Genomic DNA, 23433 nt, shown 5'->3' with positions numbered 1-23433 from the left:
AGTATACATCTGGTTCTATTCTATTAGATAATAAGCAAAATGAAAATGATTTTTTTTTATTTTTTTAAAGTTTAACATGAAAAACAATTAAATTATTATAGTCTAAAGGTTGATGTGGAAGGCACCAAGCGATACTATTACTTCATTTTTTAAATATAACAAACAGTGGTAAAATAGAAAGCGTAAATAAAGGGTTAGTTTATTAAAATGAAAACTCTCCACTAATAGGTTGAAATAGTGGAACTTAAAATTATATGTTTAGACAAATTAAAATTAGAAGCAGAACGAGATAAGGTATGTATCAAATATAAGAAAAGCGACAACCTTGATCCACATATAAATATTTCCTTGATTAAGAACAATTATTTAAAAAGTAACATACTTTACCATATAGGACGGGACACGCCATGAAAGAATTGAAAGAAGCCATTGCTTTATATCCAAAGAAAACAATTGATATTAATACATTACAGGAAATCTCCTCCCCTTTTTTTGAGAGCTATGAGGCATTTGCGGAAGAAGTGCTTGCACTAGAGAATGCAGGGATCCTGACGATGGTAAAAAGCAAAGGCCGCTCAATTAGACAGCCATCTGTTGCCCTTCATTATCGTATTCAAACAGCAAAGTTAAAAAAAGACCACCACCATCTCTTACAACAATACCGTATCCAATTCCACCCTGCTATTAACCTGGACTACTACTACCAACATGACCCCAATCAATGGCATGAGGATTTGCCTTACCTACAACAAATTGATCAATACATAAAAAGGGATGGGTTCCCTGATGAATCTATCCCAGCACCAGAACGAAGCTATGAAATAGCGGGAGATGAGAAGTGGATTACCGAAAGAAAAGGAAAAGAACTATTAGAGCGGGTTCGTTTATTCGATAAGTTGCAAGTCATCCCTGTATCTGAGCCATTACAGTTCGCGATTAATCCCAATAAAATACAGCATTCAGAACAAATGCACTTAATTGTGGAGAATAAAACGACCTATCAAGGCTTGTTGCCATCCATTAAACAGGCTTCTTTTGCCACCCTTATTTATGGGAGGGGAAAGGGCATTATTCAGAGCATGGAGCAATTTAATCGGCAATACCCGGTTTCTGCTATTCACCACTTCTTTTATTTTGGGGATATGGACAGAGAAGGAATTGCCATTTGGTATAGCCTCTCGAAGAAATTTGAGATGCGATTAGCGCTACCGTTTTACCGAGCATGCTTAGAGAAGCAACCTGCCCGGGGGAAGGAATACCATAGACCACGCCCCGAAGCAGAAGAAGCCTTTTTGAATTGTTTTGACAAAGCAGAGCGAAACCGCATAAAGCATCTACTGGAGACAGGCTATTATTACCCACAGGAAACACTAAAAACAAAGGAATTACAGAAGATATGGGAGGGAACGCATTGGAACGACATGATATAGCAACCATCACGTCAGGCTATCATGAGAGGATCCGTCGACTCGCTTTGTTTGATCCCTTAACAGACTTAGACCGTAAACGCGAAAAGGATGAGAACGGCAAAGTTATTGATATGAAGGGATTAGGTCTACTAACTCTCCTGTTTTTCTTTGAACAAAAGGTAATGCGACAATATAAAACTGGTTTAAAACAGCTGGCTGCTTTTATTCATGACGTAACAGCAGAACAGTATCAGTTACAAGCAAATGAATACCATCGCATGGCTGGAACGCTTATCGAAAACTTTCGCCCGGGAACCGGTATGAAGCGTACGTATTCCTTCTATAACTGGGAAACGAATCAAGAAGAGCAGCTGGAATATTCCATTCTAAAGACGAACCGATTCAATCAAGCGACAAATGAACAATATTACACCTTAGACGATGATGGGCTCGAGCTTCTTTTTGCGACAAGAGAGTTTTATAGTGAGTTTCAATTATCGATTAATCAGTTAATGCTTCGCAAACAATTGGAAAGGGGAGAATTCAATGGTGCCCTGCGACAGATTAATGAAATGCGGGTTGCTGTTGAAAATATTGATGGGCGAATGCTATCACTTAAACAGGAGATTCAGCGAAGCATTGTCTCAGAAGAAACATTTAATCGTTATAAAGAATTATTGGAGGAGAGCTACAGTCGCCTGCAACGTGAGGACGATGAGTTCAAGGAGCTACGACAATTTGTGAAAGAAACAAAAGATAGACTTTATGCGAAGGACATTCACCGTAAGGAGCAGAAAACCTATGATCTTATCCTCACCATTACGAGAGAGTTGGAATCCGTCCATTATGATCATTCGAGATTACTAGAACAAACCTTGTCACTCAAAAACGCCACCCTAATAACGGCGCAGGAATCCTTGTATTATACAGGGATTGAGGCCTTTAACTTTGACCATGAGATTACCTCTCACATTATCTCTGTGCCTCTTCCAATTGAGGCGATGAAAGGTGTGCTACATCCCTTTTTACAAATAGAGGAGGAGAGGATTTGGTCACCTTTCACGCTTTTTGCGGAACAAAATATAGTAGAAGACCAACAAGAGGATAAAGAGGCTACAATGCCAGAAGCAGAAAGCGACGAGGAAATGGATGCGCGGAATAATTTGTTGCGTAAACAATATAAAAAGCTAATGGAGGAATTGTTAAGCCTGTTACAGCAGCAGCCGGAAATAACCCTATCTGCTTTTTTTGACCATTTAACAGAAACGAACCTGGCCCAGCTTTATACAACAAAGTCCTTTTATGAGTTTTGGCTAATTTTACACCAGCGTTCTCCCATCTCTCGTGGTGATATGGAGCATGATGAAGATGGTAACTCTTTGTTAACAGAAGCATTATACATACTCGGTAACAATCGGCTGATCATTACAGAGAAAAACGCCATTCTAAATCGATATAAACGTTATTCCATTCAAGAGATGGTCATTCGATTGGAGGAATCCTAGTGAACTACAGTGAAGAAAAAGTAATAAAGGCATTTCAAATTTATGCAAAATTAGCAAGGACAGCAGTTACTGACCAGGAAGCAGTGCAATTATACCGAGCAGATGACGATATTCGCAGTTTGTTAGATTTGTATGCAAAAGAAGTGGATGCTGTCATCGTAAACACGAGCGAACATTTATATTTAATTCCAGAGACGAAGTTATCAGTTTTTCATGTCAGCAATGATTGGATCAAGCGTCATTATTTACGCTCTGGGGCAACAAACGGAGATATTTACTTACTCTATTTCGCCACTATCATTCTATTTGGTACCTTTTATAATTCGTACCAAAGCGGCCGGCCTACGCGTGATTTTTTAAGAGTAGAGGAATGGATGCACCAAATTCAAGAACGCATTGAGCAATTGCAGGCGTTAGATGAGGAAGTATTAAAGCAAAAAGAAAGTGAGTTTTCCTATAATTGGCGGCAGATTGTCGATAAATGGGTGGATATGAATGATATTAAAGAAAGTGTTAAGCGACAAACAGGAAATACGATAAGTCGTTATAGCTTCTTAGATACCGTGAAACGATTTTTACTTGATCAAGATTTGGTGATGGATCAGGGAAATGAGGAAATAGCCTTAACAGAAAAGGCGAAAACCATTATCCAGCGCTATTTTATGGAAGTGGAATACAACAAAGGAATCTTTACATTTATCTATGAAATGGAGGGGGAGAAAACAGATGCCAGCGATTAGTAAGATCCGATTATCCAACGTTATTTATGAGGAAGGGAATAAGCGTTATAACGATGAATTGTTTTTGTTTGATGGCTATAATGGCGCCATTTTATTAGAAAATGGTGGTGGCAAAACAGTACTCATCCAAACCGCACTTCAAGCCATGCTGCCACATACAGAGCTGGCTAGTCGGAAAATGGGCAACACATTAACCCTCGCAAGTGCACCTGCCCATATTGCTGTGGAGTGGATCATTAACGATAATCCCAGGCGTTATGTTGTGACGGCTGTTACGCTGTTTATGAATAAGCATGGGTTAGATTCCCTCCGTTATGTATATGAATACCAGCACGGTGACTCACATGCAATTGAAGAAATTCCATTTGTACGGGAAGTAAAGGGTGGGAAACGTCCTGCTGAGCGTGGGGAAATGCAAGATTATTATAGTGCAATGAAGGATAAATCCCTTTCTGCAAACACTTTTGCTACCATAAAAGATTATCGTGAATACATAGAAGACAACTATCAGATAATCTCTACAGAATGGGAAAGCATCGTAAAAATTAACAGCTCAGAGGGCGGAGTGGAGGCGTTTTTCGAAGCATGTAAAACGACCAATCAGCTTTTTGATCGACTGCTTATTCCTACTGTGGAGAGCGCAATGGCAGGACATGATGAGACACTCTTTGCTGATTTGTTTGAACAGCGTTATACAAGCTTTAAAAATTATCAAAAGCTAAAGGAAACGATCAAAGAGAATGAGAAGATCCAAGAGGAGTTAACAGGTTATACAACTGCCTTTGAAAAACTCCATTCCAAAGAACAGGACTTTCTTGAAGCAAAACAACAATCAAAAGGGATTTGGGAACAAACATTAGAGCAGAAGCAAGTTTTCGAAGCTGAAAAGGAGTCTCTACAAGCGAAAGAAATGCGGCTGCAACAGGAGATGCATCAACATGAGGTGAAGCGGGCCTCTCATGAGATTGCTGAAAAAGTGGAGGAAACTCAGGAGTTTGAGAAAAAGCACGACAATGCGCATCTTGTTTTGCAGGAGCAAGAGGAAAAGATCGATGGATTAAAGGGCCGCCATGCTGCACTGCGTTACGCAAAGTTTGCCAAGGATAAACATGCAGCAGATCAAGCACTCAGCTTTATTCAAGAACAGATCGCTACTTTTGAAAAAGAGTCGGACGTAGAAGAAATACAGGATCAATTGACTGAAGTTGAACAAGCTTTACATGGTGCCTATCAATCTCAGTTAGATGCAATTGACAAAGACATGCAAGACTTGAAGCTAGAGAAAAGTCCTTTGCAGAGTCAAGTAGATTCACTAAAGCAGCAACACAACAATCTTATACAAACGAAGCAAAATTTAAATGATGCGGTAATAAAGCTAACCTCGTATATAGAAAACCGAGAAAAAGACAGTGAACAATTGCGCCAATCCCTTCTGGCCAATCCAGGACAGGAGAAAGTAGAAGAGCAATTGCCGAAATGGGAAACGCGATATCAAACATTGGATGATGAGATCACGCAATTGAAAACAGACAGAAAAAGATTAGATCGTGAAGCTAAAGAAAAACAGCAAGAGAAACAAGCATTACAAGAGACCCTTCAAAAGAATGGACTGGAATTACAACAAGTAAACCAACACTTAAATGCCATGAGGGAAGATGAACAGCAATTGATTCAATCCTTAGCAATGCTTAAAAGTAACTGGCAGGACATTTCCGGGATTCATTTACAACAGGAATCCATTTTAGGGCAAATCGAAAGCAATGTAGAAAAGCAACGTGTAGAGCGTAAGAAATGGCTTGACAAGGAACGTCTCGCGCTGCGTTATGTGGATGATTATGGCGACCAAAAGACATTTTTTAGTGATCCCTTTTTAGCAAAGCAAATTGAAATCTGGAAAAATCAAGTTGATTATATCGAGACAGGTATTGATTATTTATCCCAGCTCCCAAGTGAAAAGCAAGAATCGTTAAAGCAAGAGGCTTTATGGCCTAGTATCATCGTGACAACAGAGAAGGCAAAGCCTCGTTTAATGGATCGATTGGAGCAAGTCTCTGACCGAATAATGATGCCCGTAATGATTGTGTCAACAGAGGAAGCAATGAGCCTTACCGACATGGAAAAAGGCAACTGGGTGGTACCTGAGCATTGGGGTCAGAACATGGATGGTGCTCAGTTTTCGACATGGAAACAAAGGTTAAAGCAAGAGGCCAAAGACATTACGAATAAAAGAGAACATACCGAAAATGAGTTGAAGAGATGGGAACAAGCCTTAAACCAATTTCATCAATTTTTAACGAAGTATCCCTATGACCAAGTAGTTTCATGGCAAGAAGACCTGTCAAACCTACAAACAGTGAAAGAAAAAACGGAAGCTACGATACGACAAGCAGAGAAATATTTAGACGATCTTAATATGTCGATAAATAAAAACGCAAAACGGGTAGAAGAGGCAGCAGCAGAGCTTACTGGCATGGACAAGAAACTCCAGGATGGACAGCAATATGTAAGCTACCAAAAAGAAATAGCTAAATATAACCTTGAGGTAAAGAAACATAATGAAGAACAACAGGAAGTGGAACGAAAACTCGTGCAGACGACACGTTCGATGGATCGTTATGAGGAAGATATGAATCTGTTGGATGAGCGGATACGTGAGTTAAAGGTGGAAAAGGAAAAGGTTTATAGCAATCCGTATTATCAAGAGGTATCTGGGTTACCCGCATCGTACACCGGAGAAGATGTCACAACCCTTTTAACAAAACGAAAGGAACTACTGAGACAAAAAGACCACATTTCACGCCAAATTGGGGAGTGGGAGGCAAAGCGAGAAACGGAGCGGCAGCGAATTCAGACTACAAACGAACGTATGCATGAAATTGACCAAGATCATCCAACTGTAGACAAAGATATGAATTTCCCTGCTGACGGTGACTATTATATAGATCGATTAAGAGGACAAATACAAGAAGGTGAAAGGGGATTAGCTCAGGTATCGGCAACATACGAAGGGCTTAAAATTGAATTTAGTAATAAAAAAGTCTTGCTTGACCAAGCACACAAAGATTTCCGGTTAACTTTTCCAGAGGATGGGATTATCGAATTTGAAGAAAATTTAACTGAGGTTAAACAACAGATTCAAGCAGAGCAAATAGAGCTTCAAAAGCGCAAGGACTTTCTGGTGCAAGAACTTAAGCGCGTAGACAAGGAATTATATAGTCTGGAGGAAGCACACCGCCTCTTGGAGAACTTTATCGAGGGCTATCACTTCAACGCCCCTGGAATTGCAAGCATTACGTTAGATGGTCAAGAGGCGCTTGATTTTCAATACCAGCGGGAATATTTTGCAAAACGAGCTACGGACAAGTTAAGAGGAAGAAAGCAGCGTGTAGAGGAAGAAAGGAAGCTTGTCCATGCTGCCAAAGATAAATTTCGTACATTTTGCCGTTCCAAAATAACAGATAAAAAGCTACAGCAGATGGCTATTCAAGGAGTCGAGCAAAAGCGCGACTACCAGGAAGTTATCACCTTTAAGCAAAATATGTTTGCAAGCATTCAACGAATTACGAAATATGCCAATGAACATATTCGCAAAAGTGACGAGGAGCTTCAGCTTTTTATAAACCAAATTTACACACATCTTGAAACATTAGTAGACGAGCTTGAACAAATACCAAAGAAAACGAGAGTGAAGGTGGATAATTGGAAGCCAATTTATAGCTTCTCCATTCCCAAATGGGAGCCTGAGGATGGCCGGTTACGTATTCGAAATCACACAGAATGGATCATTAACCAATTAGATAGTGATATTTATCGAGACGAGCAGGGACATCAGAATATGAATAAAATACGTACCGATTTAGAAAAGTGGCTGGAGTCTAAACAATTATTAAAGGTAGTAATGGACCGGGATGTCATGAAGGTGCATTGTCGTAAAGTAACGAACGACAACCAAGTATCGAACAGGTCCTATACATGGGAACAAAGCAATGTTTGGTCTGGTGGAGAGAAGTGGAGCAAAAACATGACCCTTTTCTTAGGCATACAAAAATATGTCGCAGAAAAGAAAAAAGCAAACTTAACAGATCGCGCGGTCATTTTAGACAATCCATTTGGGAAAGCATCAAGTGATCATGTTTTAAGCCCAGTCTTTTTCATAGCAGAGCAGTTAGGTTTTCAAATTATTGCATTAACTGCACATGCGGAAGGAAAGTTCCTGCAAGACTACTTCCCTATCATCTATAGTTGTCGACTACGAGCGTCAAAGGATGCGAATAAAAAGGTCATGACAACCGATAAATGGCTACATCATGCTTACTTCCAGGATCATGAACCTGCCGTCATTGATCGTTTAGGCCAAACCGAGCAACAACAGCTTGATTTGTTTGATTGATGTAGAAGAGAAGCTTTTGAGAAGAAAGTGAAGAGGGGATTAACCTCCTCTAGTTGCCCTAGCTCTGTCTTTCTCCCCATTTTAAATAAAATATTTATGATTAGAGTGAATTGCAGGAATCGGCAACTATTCGGAAAAACCGAGTAGTTCAAACTAAGCGAAGGAGATATGTTGAACGTGAAGTATCATTTTATATCTTATTTATTTATACCAAAAAATCAGGAGGTTAAATAAATTGCCAGATTACGACATTACACAATTCACAATCGATAGCTCGCATCAACCATATAAGATCGATATTTCCGTTCCAAAAGGTGAAGCACCAGAACAAGGTTTTCCTGTTCTATATCTTCTCGATGGGAACGCCTATTTTCCATTAGTAAAAGAAATAACCAAGCTACAGGAAAGAAGACCTGAAAAAACGGGGGTCGATCAAATGATCCTGGTTGGGATTGGTTATCCTGGTCCGGATGCATTTAGTAGAGAACGATTTTATGACTATACCCCTCCAGCGGAAACGGTCAATCTCCCAGAAAGGCCTGATGGGTTGGATTGGCCAGAACAAGGTGGAGCAGAGCACTTTTTAGACTTTATTGAGAATACTCTTCAGTCTAAAATAATGGAAGCGTACCCCGTTGACCAAATGAACCAGGCATTGTTTGGGCATTCGCTTGGTGGTTTATTGACCTTATATGGATTATTTACTCGCCCGCATTTATTCCAGCAATATTTAGCCTTCAGTCCATCCATCTGGTGGAATGATCGCGTTATTTTAACAAAAGAACCCGATCTAAAAGCAAACAAAGACAAGCGTCTGTTTATTGCCGTAGAGGATTCAAATACACTCGGGATGTACAGTGAAGCAGAAGCATTATATCAACGCGTAAAGGAAGCGGACAAACTGAATGAGATTGGATTTTTCACAAGTTCCGGTGAAAATCATATGTCCATTGTGCCTACTGCGTTTAGTAGTGCGTTGAGATTTTTAGAAAATGGGATAAACAACTGATTATAAGGCGGTACAAGTCCGTTAGTAGGGTCATCTTAAAGGGGAGCGAACATTTTATGATTGGTGGACTTCTCAATTAATCGGAAGACAACTTTAATAGAGGTCCGCAAAAAACATAAAAAGCGCGAGTGCTACAGCCGCCTTTTTATATTTTAATAAAGTTGCCACTTTCGTTGGGATCATCCAAGTGTGTTTGTGAGGCATCGATGATAATAGGAATATTTAATACATCTGAAATTTTATACAGTGTAGAAGTCTTCGGCTGAGTCATACCACTTTCAATACGTGCAATGGTGGATTTCGCGACTCCAATTGCATCCGCTAATTTCTGTTGGCTGACCTGTTGTTGGTACCTCGCCTGAATGATTTGTGCTGCGACATCAGCTTGTTTATTAATTTGGTTTACACGTTTTTGCCCTACAATAGAGGCTAATCTTTTAGAAAAATCTTGTCTCATAATGATCATCCTTTCAAAAAATGGGGTAATGAGACGGGTCATCAATACAATAATTAGAATAGTTCTTCTCTGCCGGTAAAATATTCTTAACTTTAATTGCTCCATTATACCGTTTGTCAAAGTAGTGCAACAAAACGACTTTTTCGTAATTATGGAGTGTGTACAAAATGCGGTGGTTACCTGTTTTACCGCCTTGAATACCCCAACGGTACAATTCTTTTAAAGAAGTGTTTTTATCTATCTTTTTGATTACAGGTGGGGTGTCATCTTCGGAGAGAGCTTCATTATACTCTTCTGGATATGGATGATGAGAAAGCCTTTCTTTTTGGAATTGATATAGTTCTGCAATCCTTACCCATATCTTATTTTTCCCCGTTCTGTATGACTGTTCAGCCTTCGATATTAGAAGATCTTCAAACCTTCCTACGGCTCCATTTTCATCTGCCAAAATTACTTTGTATACGCCCATGGTTTATACCTTTCATTATTATTATATACAACTTCATGATAGCATAAACGCTCACATAGTAAAGTATGTTTACTTTTTTTTATCCGTGCAAGTACTGTATTTGAATTTTGCTATTGATTAGGTCCACTTATTTAGTTAATTTCGCTCGCTGGTCATAAAGGCGAACAAGGACAAGTCGTGTCCTTCTCGTATAGATGATATGAAACCCCCTATGGGCTAAAATCGTATAAAAGGAAATATTTTAGTAACCAGATAGCTGAACACGATCTCTTGTAATAATACATTCAGGAATTAGTGTTAGTCCGATACCACTATTTACTACGGAAGGCACTTTCAATATTTTTTGTTTCAATCACGGTATCAGGATGAATCGAATAGTTTTTAAATATTTCATCTGTCAGCCTTCTCAACCCCATTTTCTGATTTGGACACAATTCTGTCGGTGGGCAGAGGAATATTACAATCAGATATTTATGTAACATCGATTAATTTTGATTTCAATAGCAGAAAAGATTTAAAACAGGCTTGAAAATCAAGCCTGTTTTAAATTTACTTTCGATATTCTTTCTCGGTGCCATCGCTAAATTCGATCTCTAGCTCGAGATTTTGTGCCTCTTCAGGTATATTAAACGCCTCTGTAATTGCATTTAAAACTTCTTCCTCGGGTGTACTTTCATCAAAGTTAAAAGAAGAAAATATACTGTCTAGTTCTTCCATCGCTTGATCACCATTTAAATCGATATCTTGTGACTTATTTCGGTAGGATGCTTCCATTTTGTCCTTCTCTTCATTTTCATAGTCGACATCAAGAGCATCATTTGTATCTTCATAATCTGCCTCAAGATCAAATTTCGTAAAACCGTACTCGGTGTTTGTATTAGTATCTGTATTGTCAGTCACGTTTGTACTGTTTTCATCTGCTTGGTGCTGCTGCTCTTCCCCTGTATCGTTTTGTGGTGGGTTTTCTACTTCATCATTATCCCCACAAGCTACGAGTAATAATGGTAAAATCATAAAACTCCCTATCCAGAGTATTCTCTTTTTCATCCTTATGTCACTCCTTTATCTTTAGTTAATTTTAAAATTGCCAAAATGACGGAGAATAAAACCATTCATTCGAATATCTCATGGAGCCCGTCCCATATTAGGGAGATTTATTAACGAGAAAAAGGACAGGAATCGAGTCTTCTCTGTCCTACACATACAGTATAAACAAAAGTAATTTTCAATAATGTGATACAGCGCACTATATTCTTCATTTCAATGAAAAAAAGATTCAGGCTCTCGAAAGAGTATCAATATAATTTATTAGATATTGTCTGGGCAATTTGTTCCTTTGTCTGTTTTGCTTTTTCATAATTTTTCATCGTGATCCCCGTACATAATAGATCGATTACAAACAACTGTGAGATCTTTGAAACAAGTGACCCGCTGTCCAATGGGTTTTCCTTGGCGGAGGTTAGTAAAACACTATCAGCATATCTAGTTAAAGGAGATTCTGTATAGTTTGTAATTGCGATTATAGAAGCTCCATGGTTCTTCCCTGTTTTTACAGCATCGACGAGATCCTTGGTACTTCCCGTCAAACTGATCGCGATGATCACTGTTTCGCTATCAACGGAATTCGAACGGATTACCTGGTTGTGAGAATCAGTGATGGTCTGGATATTGATGCCAATCCGCATTAATCGGTTCTGCATATCCAACCCGGCAATCCCAGAAGAGGAAACGCCGTAAACGACAACCGTCCTTGCGTCATGGATCTGATTGATTGCCTTCTGTAATTGGTCCTCGTCGACTAATTTATACGTATCATTAATAACTTGAACCATATTGTTTCTTACTTTACCAATATATGAATCATCATTTCCAATTTTTTCACGTGTAGAAAGTTCTCTCGCTAAAGCAAGCTTAAACTCCTGATAGCCTTTATAGCCCAATTTTCGACAAAAGCGTAAAACAGTTGCTTCCCCGACTTGGCAGGCAATCGCAATTTCAGTTAGTGATTGATAGACTGGTTCTTCGAAGTTTTCAGTTATATAGTTATATAGCTTTTTCTCCGACTTTGTAAATTTATTTTTGTGTTGCTCCATCAAAACCGTTAAATCCACTATAGGGTTGTTTAAGTTGAACATCTTCCTCCTCCTTAGACTCCTTTTAAATCTCATTGCACAATTTTCGAAAAGATCCCTTTTTTAGTTTTTGGAGACAAACTCCATTTTTTTATTTGTCATTGACAGTGATCTTTCATATTGGTATTATACACCTATAACACCGAAAATGAAAGCGCATTCTTAAAAATACTACTGGATGGAGGTATACAATGAAAGGGATTATGACAGCATTGCTAACATCATTTAATGAAGATGGAACTCTTAACGAAAAAGGGCTGCGGGAGGTGGTTCGACATAATATTGATGAGATGAAAGTAAACGGATTTTATGTAGGCGGTTCCACAGGGGAAAGTTTCCTGATGGACGAGAGGTCGAGAAGAGATCTATTAAAAATCGTTAAAGATGAAGTCGGTAATAGTGTAACGTTAATTGCCCAGATTGGTTCTTTAAATATTGAAGAAGCGGTTAGGCTAGGGAAAGTTGCTAAAGAATTAGGGTATGATGCGTTATCCGCAATCACCCCGTATTACTATAAGTTTAGCTTCCAAGAAATAAAGGCTTACTATAAACGAATAACTGAAGAAACCGACCATCCAATGGTCATCTATTCTAATCCGGCTTTTACTGGAGCTCAGTTCTCGATCAAAGACTACGGTGAGCTATTAGCTTTGCCAAATGTCATTGGAGTGAAGTATACAGATACGGATCTTTCTAAACTGACCAAATTAAAAGAACTTCATAAAGATAAGGTGTTCTTTAGTGGGGCAGATGATATGATCCTCCAATTTGCTGTATCTGGAGCAGATGGGGCGATAGGAAGTACGTACAACATACTTGGTAAACAAGCTATTGCATTGTATGAAGCTGTGCAAAATGCTGACTTAAAGAAAGCACAACAATTACAGAAACAGATGAACACAGTGATTGCAGAATTGGAAAATATCGGCGTTTACCAAGCAATTAAACATGTATTGAAACAGTACGATATAGAAGCAGGTTATATGAAATTCCCTTTTAGGGAGCTTACAGAAGATGAAAGAAAGCAAGCAGAAAACATTGTCAACATCCTATCTTCAGGGGAATAAATCAACTTAATGGGAGTTTGCAGATGAGTAAAAAATTAATCGTATCTTGCCAAGCATTAGAAGATGAACCACTCCATAGTCCGTATATAATGTCCAAAATGGCATTGGCTGCGTATCAGGGTGGAGCAAGTGGCTTACGTGCCAATACGGTTGCTGATATCCAGGCAATTAAAAAGGAAGTCGACTTGCCAATTATTGGGATAATTAAACAGGATTATGCGGACAGTGAAGTGAAAATAACACCAACGATCGAGGAAGTAGAAGCATTGTATGAGGAAGGCGTCGAGATCATCGGCTTCGATGCAACAGACCGACTCCGTCCTAATTCTGAATCTTTCGAGAAGTTTTTCGAGAGAGTTAAAGAGCGTTTCCCAGATCAAAAATTCATGGCCGATGTATCAACCGTACAAGAGGCGATCTTTGCAGAGAAATGTGGAGTAGATATCGTGGCTACCACGCTGGTCGGGTATACGGCTGCTACAAAAGGCGATAACCCTTTAAAAGTCTTGGAAGCAGTTCTCGAATCAACCAATATACCTGTCATCGCTGAAGGAAATATGAATACCCCCGAAAAGGCAAAGCGAGCGCTTGAACTAGGAGCTTATGCGGTTGTCGTTGGAACTGCTATTACAAGACCACAATGGTTAACTGAGACGTTTTCTAAAAAAATGTGTGAGGTGGAATAGGAGGATATTGAATGAAAAAGTTACTAATTACGTTTATAGGTTTGGTATTACTAGTATTAGCAGCATGTGGAGACAGTGAAGAAAGTAGTGGATCCGAGGGGAATGACAGCTCTGGTGAGTCATATGAGTTAGAGTTTGGGATGCAGCCAAACACACAGTCCAATGAATATGAAGCAGTCGAATACTTGGCAGACTATGTTGAAGAAGAAAGTGACGGACGTTTGACAGTCACAATTTTCCCGGATGCTCAACTCGGAAATGACCTTGAAATGCTAGGTCAATTGCAAGATGGATCACTGGATCTCACATTATCTGAAATGGGACGTTTTGCTCAATGGGTGCCACGTGCTGAGCTATTGGCAGTACCATACGTAATTGAGGATTTTGATCATATTAAACGTGTTGTTTATGAAACAGATTTTGGTGAAGAATTACGTAATGAATTAGTGGAAGAACATGATCTGCGTGTTGTAGACAGTGGATATAACGGTACTCGTGTAACATCTTCAAGCTCCGAGATAAGTGAACTTGCAGATATGGAAGGGATAAGCCTTCGCGTACCAGAAGCCCAAACATTGCTTGATTATGCGGAATACACAGGTGCTACTCCAACACCGATGGCCTTTAGTGAAGTGTATCTTGCACTACAAACTGGTCAGGTTGATGGACAGGAAAACCCACTTTCTGCAATTCGCGCACAAAGTTTCCACGAAGTCCAGGATTACATTGCTTTAACAAATCATGTTGTGAACGATAACACTTACGTGGTAAGTGAACAGACATGGCAAGATCTACCAGAAGATCTGCAACAAATATTAGCTGACGGAATTGATGCAGCTACAGACCATCACACGGAATTGTTCCAAACAGAGGAAGAAGAATTAATTGAATTTTTTGAAGGTGAAGGGGTAACAATCACGGAGCCAGATTTAACGGAATTCAGAGAAGCCGTTGCAGAAGCTTATCCTAATTATTATGAAAAGATCGGTGATGGTGCAGAAGATTATATGGAAATCATTGAAGGGGTTCGAGAATAAACAACCATGAAGGTGATTATTAATGTTAAAGAAATTTTATAACAACTTTGAGGAGATTATAGGAAGCTCGCTGTTTTTAATTATGCTAATCGTATTAGTTGTTCAAACTCTAACACGCCAGGGGATTGGAGTCCCCTTGGTGTGGACAGAAGAATTGAGTAAACTCCTTTTTATCTACGCGGGTTATTTGGGAATCGTTGCTTGTATAAAAGATAACAGTCACGTTTCCATTGATGTTTTCGTTAAAAGACTACCAGCCAAGGCTCAAAAATGGGTGTATATATTTAACCAGTTATTAATTCTTACTGCACTCATCACCATTTTTTACATTAGTATACCAATATTGGAAAGACAGGAACATTTGACGATTGTAACGTTGCAAATATCGTATGTCTATATGTATGCAGCTCTTCCAATTCTCACTCTGCTTATGATTTTCCGGTTGATTGAACGCCTAATTAAAGAATGGCGGAATAGTAGAGCAGGGGGGGTTAAATAAATGGAAATAGGAATTATTTTTATTTTATGGATCGTCCTGCTCTTTCTAGGTATTCCAGTCGGTTTCACATTAATTATGGCAGGCCTTGCTTATTTTATTATGGGTGATTGGAACCTGGTTTTTGCATCAGGTTCTCAGTTAATCAGTGGAATTAATAATTTCACCTTATTAGCAATCCCATTCTTTATTTTAACCGGGACATTGATGAACGCATCAGGAATTACGGACCGTATCTTTAATTTTGCCATGTCTTTAGTAGGTCACATTCCAGGTGGAGTAGGTCATGTAAACATAACTGCCAGTTTAATGTTCTCTGGTATGTCGGGTTCATCACTAGCAGATGCTGGAGGGCTGGGACAGCTAGAGATTCGTACGATGCGGAAGGCGGGCTACCATGATGACTTTAATGGTGGGTTAACCGCAGCTACAGCGATACTTAGTGGTATTATTCCACCTAGTTTAAACATGATTATTTATGCAGCCATTGCCAATGTTTCGGTTGCTTCTATGTTCATCGCAGGGTTAGTTCCAGGAATAATGATTGCAATCGCTTTATTCATAACGACGTTTATTATTGCTAAAAAGCGCAACTATAAAGTCCTTAAGCGAGCCAATCTAAAAGTGGTTTGGGAGAATTTTAAAAAAGCTTTTTGGGCATTGCTAACACCTCTTATTATTATTATCGGGATTTTCTCAGGTTTTTTCACACCTACAGAAGCTGCCGTAGTAAGTACGGTTTATGCTTTATTCCTCGGTTTCTTTGTTTATAAAGAGCTGACGTTAAAGAAAGTGTATGAGAACTTTGTAGAAGCGATGAAAATGACTGGTGTCGTTGTATTAATGCTCACTGCCATAGAATTTTTCGGACAATTCGTAGCCAGAGAAAGAGTTGCAATTAAAGTAGCTGAAGGGTTTTTAGATATTACAGAAAACCCAATTCTTCTGCTTATGTTAATCAGTTTATTATTGATCGTTCTTGGTACATTTATTGAGGCGCTTGCCTTACTAGTGCTTGTCGTTCCGGTTTTAATCCCGGTCGTAACAAGTGTTGGTATTGATCCAATCTTCTTTGGTGCATTTGTCATCTTGAACTTAATGATCGGAATTTTAACACCACCAATGGGAATGGCATTATTTGTTGTATCACGGGTTGGCAATATCCCGGTAGGTACGATGTATAGAGGTGTTATGCCATTCCTTATTCCAATCGTGATTGTTATGCTTGTTTTGATCTTTTTCCCTGAACTCTCGACTTTCCTAGTAGACATCTTAAATTAAGTAGTAGAGCAGGATAGGAGGAACGTGAGTGTTAGCAGGTACTTTTGATATCGGAGGAACAAATATTAAATATGGTGTACTAAATGAACAAGGCGAAATCCTGTTTAAAACGAAAACTCCTACAAAAGCAAGCGAAGGCGGTAAAGCTGTACTAGAACAAGTAAAAAAGCTTACTAGAGATTTGTTGGAGGAATATGAGTTGAACGGAATTGCTATCAGTACAGCCGGTCAAATTAATAAGCAGGAGGGGAGAGTCATCCATGCGACCGATTCTCTCCCTGGTTATACCGGTTAAAATATTAAAAAGAGATTAGAGGAAGAGTTCAATCTTCCCGTCACTGTTGATAATGATGTAAACTGTGCAGCTCTGGGGGAATATTGGAAAGGGGCGGCACAGAAGGTCGACCATTTTCTTTGTATGACGCTTGGAACCGGAATAGGTGGAGCCATTATTATAAATGGGGATGTATACAACGGCGCTGCTTATTCTGCTGGGGAATTTGGCCATATGACACTCTACCCAGATGGAAAATACTGTCTTTGTGGTGATAAAGGCTGCTACGAACAATATGCTTCCAGCAAAGCGTTGGAAATAAAGGCACAGAATGGCTTGAAGCAAAGTATTTTGTTGCCAGAGTTATTTGATCATGCGAAAAAAGGCGATCAGATAGCAGAGTCAATCATTGATCAATGGGTGGAAGATGTCGCACTCGGGATTAAATCGCTTGTCCACATCTTCAATCCTCCGCTGATTGTTATTGGAGGAGGGGTTTCTGAGCAGGGAAATTATTTATTGGATAAGCTGAAAAAAAGTGTTGATGCTCGTATTATGCCTTCCTTTCAACGCAATTTAGAACTAAAACTTGCCCAAAATGGTAATGATGCGAATCTGCAAGGTGCTGTATTTCAGTTGATCAATGAACTATAAATGGAAATGTATTAAAATCACTGCTCATTGTTGATGCAGTGATTTTCTTTTTTAAATGATGGGAGGAACATTAAAGTGAAGAAGCGGATTGTATGTTTTGGCGATTCCAATACATGGGGACTAAATGCAGAAGATTTAAGCAGATTTTCTGAAGAAGTTAGATGGCCCTGCCTGTTCCAGAGTTGGTTGGGAGAGGATTTTCAAGTCGTTGAAGAAGGTCTTGTTGGAAGGACAAGCGTCATGGATGACCCTTTGTTTGAAGGGTTAAATGGTTTAAATTATATTGTACCGTGCTTAAAAAGCCATGCACCGTTAGAGCTGGTCATCATTATGCTTGGTACAAATGATACGAAGGAAAGATTTGGCTTAACTGCTCATAATATCGCACAAGGAATTGTTCGACTTGCACAAAAGGCCAAGAGTATTGAAAACGGAAGAGGGGGGATCAGTCATAAAGTATTAATAGTTGCTCCCACACTGATTGGTCCGAAGTACTTTGACACTAATATTAAATTTTCAATGGGTGAGAACTGTGACTTGAAGTCAAAAGAACTGCCGGGCCATTTGAAGCATTTATTAATGGATACAGATATTGAATTTTTAGATGCAAGTGAATCGGTTTCCGTTAACGAGATTGATTATATGCATTTGGATGAGCGGGGTCATAGGCAGATGGCAGAAATAATTTTAAAAAAAGTGAAAGAAGTCATTCATATAGAGCCAACCTGCTGAAATAATCCTAAATATCTTTTCAACTAGTATTCTATCTACAATAATACCTACTCTACGCTGACAAAGAGTAAAGAGATTGGGAGGGTATCTGGGATTATCAACGGATTGATTTTAAGTTGCTTTCAGAAGTCAGTGTGACAAAAAAGAATTACCAACTCCATTTGAATGGTAATTCCTATAAATTAAATTATTGTTTATTGTGTTTATCGCTTTCTTGCATTTTTCTAACATTATCTGAGTGGTAAGGAGACCCTTCCACTTCATTCACCACACTAAGTGGATTACCGTCCAAGTCAAAGAAATCAAAAAAACTCATTCCGTCAAAATTATCGATTTCGGTAGTAACGATACCATTTCGTTTAAAGTGTTGATGAGCAGTTTCAATATCATCGACGACAAAATTAAAATAGGAATTCTTCTGTTCGCCCTTGGTAATAAACTCAGTGGGCTGAGGGGAATCCACTTTAACCAAGGCTAATTGTGTTGACCCAGTTGGTAAATAAAAGCCAGCCCCGTCTCCCTTATACCCTTGCGGTGAAGGTCTACATCAGCTCTGAAGGTTATGGTAGGTCGACTAAAACCGGCCAACGCCGACATACCCCTGATGCAGGGGCATGTTTCCTTTATCTCCTGCGGGAGGATCCGGGTCATACCGACGCTTTTCTAAATGCCAATGTTTTATTCAACAGAAGCGGGGTGTAAAAGGCGACTGTATCGCTTAACGGAAGTAATTCTTCACTAATGGATAGATTTAAAACTTCTCGTAAATAGCGTTTTCGCGTTTGAATTCTATCCCACACCTCTGGATAATTATATTTAATTTCTGCCTGCAATGTTTCATCTGCAATGGCAATTGGTTCTTCACACGATGCTCCTGCATAGCCTGGTACACTTGGAATAATATCAACCTGATACATTTGACCGCTTTTAACGACAGCTGTTGAATCACTCGTGAAGGGCGAGGATAGCCATTCTTCATCGCTGGTAAAGTGTCCTGGGTTTAATGACCAGCCAAAGTCCTTTTTAGGAAATATCTCTTCTATGATCGCATACATATCTTTTCCTTGTTGGTCGATTTTGATGGATTCTAACCAAGTACAATAAGCAGCAAAATAAGGCTTTGCTAGTCGCTCAAGATAGTCCTTTTGCTCTTCAGGTAACTGCTCGGGCTCTTCCACTACATAGCCCACGCGGCTGCTTAATCCACCTTTATAGCCTACTGTAATGGAAAAGTTATCTTTATAATGGATTGCTTTATCCCTTGGATAGATAATAGCGTTCGTAAATCTAGTACCTGCAGCAGTAATGGTTGTTACGGAATTCGGCTGTCCATCCGCCGCCAGGATGGAAGCAATTTCTTTTTCCGTTTTTCCCACCTCAATGCTTTGTAGCGCTTGATATAAACGAGACCCAGCTAATGTTGCTCCGTATTCATAATGAGCAATTTCATTCGCATTATTAATAGTGCGAATCCCCTCATGAGGAGAGAGAAGGGCTGGTGAAAAGTTGAACACTTTTCCTTGTGCCACATACTTTTTCAACTCATTTACAACAAAATAAGGAATATCAAAAAGGTCGCTATTTTCATAAACGGTGCTCGTAAACACCTTCCAACCAATTAACCCAACTTTTGAGTCGGGGGCAATATTGGCTTCTTTAAAATATTGAGCTAGTTCCTTTTCATTTTTCATCGGCTGATTAGGCAGGGAAAAGTAAGGAACATGAATGGCTTCTGCTTGCACGCGGGATTTACTCGCTAGCTTTAAATTTTCATTTCCTAACAATAAATAGCTTTCTCCATTACTGTGCAAAACAAGACAGGCCTCTTCAAAGCGGGGGATAAAACCAGTAAAGTATTCGAAGTTGGCACCATGTTCGCGGTCTGCATAAATAATCGCTGTATCCACTTGGTGTTCTTTCATTTTTTCCAAGAAATTTGTGTGGCGTTGGGCTAATGTTTCGTCTGTTAACATAACAGATTGCATATTCTGGTGAATCTTCGGTGGTGTTAGTGGTGTTAATTGTATATCCATTTTAATTTCTCCTTCTATTCTGCTACTGAGATGATGTTGGTCACTTGACTCATTTCTTTAAAGCTCTCGTGACCCTTTGGTAAATCGGTTATAATCAAATCAAAATCCTTCACTTCCCCTGCCTTATAAAGGTGAGAAATAGCAAACTTTGTCTTATCGGCAACTAGAACTACTTGCTTGGCCTGGTTGATAATCGCCTTCTTTGTAAATGCGTCTATATCGTCGGGTAATGTTATACCGTGCTCAAGGGTAATTCCTTCCGTACCTACAAACACTAAATCGAATTGGTAGTCTTTTACATAATCAATTGTTTGTACCCCCAAAAATCCTTGCGATAAATCCCTGTACTCTCCCGGAACGCTAAACAATGAGATGTCTTTATGTTTTGATAAAGTGGAAAGGACCATTAGGGAGTTGCTATAAAAGGTGCAGTTCTCTGCTCTAAATATTTCGTGAGCCACAGCTAAAGTGGTTGTGCCGGTTTCGATAAAAATCGAGGAATAGGGTTTTACAAGGCGCTTACAGTATTCTCCGATTAGTTTCTTGCCATGGGCATTTACTTCTCTTTTAATCGTCATCGGATATTCGGATAAATCCGTTTTTTTGTAAACAGCGCCACCATAAACCAACTCTAGCTCACCATTTTCGGATAATGCTTTCAAATCCCGATTAATGGTCATTAAAGATACGTTGAGCTCCTCGGCTAAGTCTTTTGAATTAACCTCACCATTTACCTTTACTTTTTCTAAAATAAATACATGTCTTTTTGTTTGATTCAAGCTTTCCCACTCCATAGCATCAATTTCTTTGTCTGATTAACATCATCTCTCATACAAGTATGAATTAACATTGCTCCTATTTGTTGTTTGAGATTACATTAACATCAGTTAACAAAAATATCAATATATAACATATTATTTAACTATATTTAATACAAAATGTAGTTTTTTGTTAAAATCGAGGGGTGATTTTGTGAGTTGCAGATTTGGACGTTTACAGAAAGTATTAGTTACCACCTAATGTCATTACCATTCTTAATAGCTAGTGTGAACAGAATAACTAAGAGAATTTTATACTTGAATTAAAGCGTATTGTTTTTTATAATGTAATTGATCAATAAATAACTAATGGCAAGTAGGTGTTTAATATGGGTCGACCAAGTGGGGGGAACCGTAAAGAAGAGATACTTGAAGCGGGATTAGAAGTATTTGCAAGGAAAGGCTATTATAATACTACTACCGCACATATTGCAGAAAAAGCGGGGATTTCACAGCCCTATGTTTTTCGATTTTATAAAACGAAAGAGGAATTATTCATTGCCGCACTAGATCGTGCGTTTGAAAGAATTCTTGATGCTTTTAAAAAAGTGGATTCAAGTGCAGAACAGCTTGTTGAAAATATGATTGAAGCTTATGATAAGCTATCGGAACGCCATCCTAATGAAATTGCTTTACAGGTTATAGGGATTTCCGTAACGGAGGAAGCTATCCGAAATGCCACCCAACAAGGGCTTACAAGCATTCGAAATTACACCTTAGAACGTTTTAGAGATGCGGGAATAGAGAACGCAGAAAGGGAAGCAACTACATTTTTAGCCCGGGGTATATTGTGCAATATATCTTATTTCTTAGAACTTCCAATGCTTATAGATGGAAAAAATAAATAATGAAACAAGTTATTTATTTTTTATAAATTATTTATTGATTGATTAATAACTAAAGCCTGAGGAGGTGAACTGTTAATGAAACTCAGCAAAGTAGATTTCCTATCAATAGGGATTATTGTCGTATGTATCGTAAGCTGGCTGGATTAATTCTCAATATAAAAAACGGGAGGTGTAACGATGAATATAGAGAAGAACTCTGTTTCCATTTTATCTATTGCCTTAACAATTATGGCAGTAGTGGTAGTATTATTTACTTTCTGGGATTAATTCAATTCACTGATTATTTATTGATCAATCACTAACGAAAAGAGGTGTGTTTAATGAAAAAAGCAGTTGTACTAGGAGCAACTGGTGGGACAGGTCAAGTTACTGTCTCTGAATTATTGGACAGAGATGTAGACGTTATTGCATTTGGACGTTCGAAGGAAAAATTACATGCATTAATGCAGGAACATGATCATCACCCAAGATTAACTTACCAACTGGGAGATATATTTGATTATACGACGATTATTGAAGCTGCAAAAGATGTGGATGTTATATTTCAGTGTGCGAATGTCAAGTACCAAGAGATGGAGAGCAAACTTTTATTACTTGGGGAGAGTGTGATGAAAGCAGCCGATGCTTTGGGGAAAAAGATTGTTGTTGTAGATGGTATTTACGTATATGGACACCAAGTTGCAAAAGGGGATGAAAACCATCCATACAATCCTCATACTAAAAAAGGGAAGATCAGAGTAGATTTTGAAAAACTTATCTTCAGCACGAGGTGGCAGAATGCTAAAGCCTTAATTGTCAGGCTGCCAGATTATTATGGTCCCACCTCACAAAATTCTTATTTGCAACCTACATTAGAGGGGATGGCTGCAAATAAAGCTACTGTTTTTATTGGGAATTTGAAGACACCACGAGAGTATGTTTATTTGCCGGACGCTGCGCAAATGATTGTCAATATAGCAGAAGAGAGCGATTCATATGGAGAGAATTGGAATATACCTGGAGCAGGGTTAATTTCGGGAAAAGATATTATCAGAATAGCTCGTCACGTAACAGGGAGTAACAAGATTGTTATTCCACTTTCTAAAAATACGATTCGTTTTATTGGCTTATTTGATGATTTTATGAGAGAAATTGTGGAAATTATGTACCTTACGAAAGAAGGATTTGTTCTAAGTGGGGAGAAGTATGAAAAGCGAATTGGAGCATTGCCAAAAACACCTTTTAAAGAAGGCTTGGAAATAACACTAAAAAGTCTTATGTTTAAAGAAAATGTGAAGTGAACGGAAGGGAAGCAGGGGAGGGCTGATAAGCCGCCCCCATGCTTTGTTTTCTCTTTTGGAACATAAATTTTGAGATTACCTTAACTCGCAGAAGTTGCCGGTCTGTTCATTTAACG

Annotated in this window: 21 protein-coding genes and 1 pseudogene; 14 read left to right on the top strand and 8 right to left on the bottom strand. The window is 38.9% G+C overall.

The window, feature by feature from the left end:
- The first annotated feature begins 407 nt into the window (after window positions 1-407).
- The 5 genes from LG273_RS18660 to LG273_RS18640 all read left to right on the top strand — a co-directional run bounded on the left by LG273_RS18660 (window position 408) and on the right by LG273_RS18640 (window position 9053).
- Window positions 408-1430, top strand: a complete 1023-nt coding sequence (locus LG273_RS18660; protein WP_404456644.1) for a Wadjet anti-phage system protein JetD domain-containing protein — start codon at window positions 408-410, stop codon at window positions 1428-1430.
- Window positions 1412-2914, top strand: coding sequence for a replicative DNA helicase (locus LG273_RS18655; RefSeq protein WP_404456641.1), 1503 nt, complete (start codon window positions 1412-1414; stop codon window positions 2912-2914). The genes LG273_RS18660 and LG273_RS18655 overlap by 19 nt, the downstream gene beginning before the upstream one ends.
- Entirely contained in the window at window positions 2914-3654 is a 741-nt protein-coding gene (locus LG273_RS18650) for a DUF6063 family protein (RefSeq protein ID WP_404456638.1), read from the top strand. The genes LG273_RS18655 and LG273_RS18650 overlap by 1 nt, the downstream gene beginning before the upstream one ends.
- A complete protein-coding gene (locus LG273_RS18645; RefSeq protein ID WP_404456635.1) occupies window positions 3641-8044 on the top strand; it encodes a hypothetical protein in 4404 nt (1467 codons plus the stop codon). The genes LG273_RS18650 and LG273_RS18645 overlap by 14 nt, the downstream gene beginning before the upstream one ends.
- Before the next feature lie 235 nt (window positions 8045-8279).
- Complete coding sequence (locus tag LG273_RS18640) at window positions 8280-9053, top strand: alpha/beta hydrolase (protein ID WP_404456633.1); 774 nt, start codon at window positions 8280-8282, stop codon at window positions 9051-9053.
- Between the two features lie 145 nt (window positions 9054-9198).
- Here the strand turns inward: LG273_RS18640 and LG273_RS18635 are convergent, their stop codons facing one another.
- The 5 genes from LG273_RS18635 to LG273_RS18615 form a co-directional block, all read right to left on the bottom strand.
- Window positions 9199-9510: a helix-turn-helix domain-containing protein gene (locus LG273_RS18635; protein WP_404456630.1), complete on the bottom strand. Its 312-nt coding sequence runs from the start codon at window positions 9508-9510 to the stop codon at window positions 9199-9201.
- 13 nt (window positions 9511-9523) lie between these two features.
- Window positions 9524-9958: a hypothetical protein gene (locus LG273_RS18630; RefSeq protein ID WP_404456627.1), complete on the bottom strand. Its 435-nt coding sequence runs from the start codon at window positions 9956-9958 to the stop codon at window positions 9524-9526.
- 332 nt (window positions 9959-10290) lie between these two features.
- Complete coding sequence (locus tag LG273_RS18625) at window positions 10291-10461, bottom strand: hypothetical protein (RefSeq protein ID WP_404456625.1); 171 nt, start codon at window positions 10459-10461, stop codon at window positions 10291-10293.
- Between the two features lie 67 nt (window positions 10462-10528).
- The gene (locus LG273_RS18620; RefSeq protein ID WP_404456624.1) at window positions 10529-11026 is read right to left on the bottom strand and encodes a YusW family protein; all 498 of its coding nucleotides are present in this window, start codon (window positions 11024-11026) and stop codon (window positions 10529-10531) included.
- Between the two features lie 248 nt (window positions 11027-11274).
- The gene (locus LG273_RS18615; protein ID WP_404456622.1) at window positions 11275-12114 is read right to left on the bottom strand and encodes a MurR/RpiR family transcriptional regulator; all 840 of its coding nucleotides are present in this window, start codon (window positions 12112-12114) and stop codon (window positions 11275-11277) included.
- Window positions 12115-12302: 188 nt separating this feature from the next.
- On the opposite strand from LG273_RS18615, the gene LG273_RS18610 reads away from it, so the two are divergent.
- From LG273_RS18610 to LG273_RS18580, 7 genes and pseudogenes are all read left to right on the top strand, one after another.
- On the top strand, window positions 12303-13178 hold the full coding sequence (locus tag LG273_RS18610; protein ID WP_404456620.1) for an N-acetylneuraminate lyase: 876 nt from the start codon (window positions 12303-12305) through the stop codon (window positions 13176-13178).
- Between the two features lie 23 nt (window positions 13179-13201).
- Window positions 13202-13864: an N-acetylmannosamine-6-phosphate 2-epimerase gene (locus tag LG273_RS18605; RefSeq protein WP_404456619.1), complete on the top strand. Its 663-nt coding sequence runs from the start codon at window positions 13202-13204 to the stop codon at window positions 13862-13864.
- 11 nt (window positions 13865-13875) lie between these two features.
- The gene (locus LG273_RS18600) at window positions 13876-14901 is read left to right on the top strand and encodes a sialic acid TRAP transporter substrate-binding protein SiaP (RefSeq protein ID WP_404456617.1); all 1026 of its coding nucleotides are present in this window, start codon (window positions 13876-13878) and stop codon (window positions 14899-14901) included.
- A gap of 22 nt (window positions 14902-14923) precedes the next feature.
- On the top strand, window positions 14924-15400 hold the full coding sequence (locus LG273_RS18595; protein WP_404456615.1) for a TRAP transporter small permease: 477 nt from the start codon (window positions 14924-14926) through the stop codon (window positions 15398-15400).
- Entirely contained in the window at window positions 15401-16678 is a 1278-nt protein-coding gene (locus tag LG273_RS18590) for a TRAP transporter large permease (protein ID WP_404456613.1), read from the top strand.
- A 28-nt stretch (window positions 16679-16706) separates the two neighbouring features.
- Window positions 16707-17606, top strand: a pseudogene (locus tag LG273_RS18585) (ROK family protein).
- 75 nt (window positions 17607-17681) lie between these two features.
- Window positions 17682-18338, top strand: coding sequence for a GDSL-type esterase/lipase family protein (locus LG273_RS18580; RefSeq protein ID WP_404456611.1), 657 nt, complete (start codon window positions 17682-17684; stop codon window positions 18336-18338).
- A gap of 187 nt (window positions 18339-18525) precedes the next feature.
- Here LG273_RS18580 and LG273_RS18575 read toward each other — a convergent pair whose 3' ends face one another.
- The 3 genes from LG273_RS18575 to LG273_RS18565 all read right to left on the bottom strand — a co-directional run bounded on the left by LG273_RS18575 (window position 18526) and on the right by LG273_RS18565 (window position 21150).
- Complete coding sequence (locus LG273_RS18575; protein WP_404456609.1) at window positions 18526-18810, bottom strand: hypothetical protein; 285 nt, start codon at window positions 18808-18810, stop codon at window positions 18526-18528.
- A gap of 175 nt (window positions 18811-18985) precedes the next feature.
- Window positions 18986-20371: an aminopeptidase P family N-terminal domain-containing protein gene (locus LG273_RS18570; protein ID WP_404456607.1), complete on the bottom strand. Its 1386-nt coding sequence runs from the start codon at window positions 20369-20371 to the stop codon at window positions 18986-18988.
- 14 nt (window positions 20372-20385) lie between these two features.
- A complete protein-coding gene (locus tag LG273_RS18565) occupies window positions 20386-21150 on the bottom strand; it encodes a DeoR/GlpR family DNA-binding transcription regulator (protein ID WP_404456605.1) in 765 nt (254 codons plus the stop codon).
- A 368-nt stretch (window positions 21151-21518) separates the two neighbouring features.
- On the opposite strand from LG273_RS18565, the gene LG273_RS18560 reads away from it, so the two are divergent.
- Window positions 21519-22037, top strand: a complete 519-nt coding sequence (locus LG273_RS18560; RefSeq protein ID WP_404456603.1) for a TetR/AcrR family transcriptional regulator — start codon at window positions 21519-21521, stop codon at window positions 22035-22037.
- A gap of 320 nt (window positions 22038-22357) precedes the next feature.
- Window positions 22358-23317 carry an SDR family oxidoreductase gene (locus LG273_RS18555; protein WP_404456602.1) on the top strand — a complete coding sequence of 320 codons (960 nt, stop codon included), beginning with the start codon at window positions 22358-22360 and terminating at the stop codon, window positions 23315-23317.
- Window positions 23318-23433 lie beyond the last annotated feature (116 nt).

It is taken from the genome of Oceanobacillus kapialis, assembly GCF_044790185.1.
GTDB lineage: Bacteria > Bacillota > Bacilli > Bacillales > Amphibacillaceae > Oceanobacillus_B > Oceanobacillus_B kapialis.
This window is presented reverse-complemented; position numbering and strand designations above follow the sequence as displayed.

Coding starts and splice junctions, on each gene's coding strand:
- LG273_RS18600 (WP_404456617.1), top strand. CDS start 13,876: ATGAAAAAGTTACTAATTACGTTTATAGGTTTGGTATTACTAGTATTA.
- LG273_RS18590 (WP_404456613.1), top strand. CDS start 15,401: ATGGAAATAGGAATTATTTTTATTTTATGGATCGTCCTGCTCTTTCTA.
- LG273_RS18645 (WP_404456635.1), top strand. CDS start 3,641: ATGCCAGCGATTAGTAAGATCCGATTATCCAACGTTATTTATGAGGAA.
- LG273_RS18660 (WP_404456644.1), top strand. CDS start 408: ATGAAAGAATTGAAAGAAGCCATTGCTTTATATCCAAAGAAAACAATT.
- LG273_RS18615 (WP_404456622.1), bottom strand. CDS start 12,114: ATGTTCAACTTAAACAACCCTATAGTGGATTTAACGGTTTTGATGGAG.
- LG273_RS18560 (WP_404456603.1), top strand. CDS start 21,519: ATGGGTCGACCAAGTGGGGGGAACCGTAAAGAAGAGATACTTGAAGCG.
- LG273_RS18595 (WP_404456615.1), top strand. CDS start 14,924: ATGTTAAAGAAATTTTATAACAACTTTGAGGAGATTATAGGAAGCTCG.
- LG273_RS18610 (WP_404456620.1), top strand. CDS start 12,303: ATGAAAGGGATTATGACAGCATTGCTAACATCATTTAATGAAGATGGA.
- LG273_RS18635 (WP_404456630.1), bottom strand. CDS start 9,510: ATGAGACAAGATTTTTCTAAAAGATTAGCCTCTATTGTAGGGCAAAAA.
- LG273_RS18570 (WP_404456607.1), bottom strand. CDS start 20,371: ATGGATATACAATTAACACCACTAACACCACCGAAGATTCACCAGAAT.
- LG273_RS18605 (WP_404456619.1), top strand. CDS start 13,202: ATGAGTAAAAAATTAATCGTATCTTGCCAAGCATTAGAAGATGAACCA.
- LG273_RS18555 (WP_404456602.1), top strand. CDS start 22,358: ATGAAAAAAGCAGTTGTACTAGGAGCAACTGGTGGGACAGGTCAAGTT.
- LG273_RS18620 (WP_404456624.1), bottom strand. CDS start 11,026: ATGAAAAAGAGAATACTCTGGATAGGGAGTTTTATGATTTTACCATTA.
- LG273_RS18625 (WP_404456625.1), bottom strand. CDS start 10,461: ATGTTACATAAATATCTGATTGTAATATTCCTCTGCCCACCGACAGAA.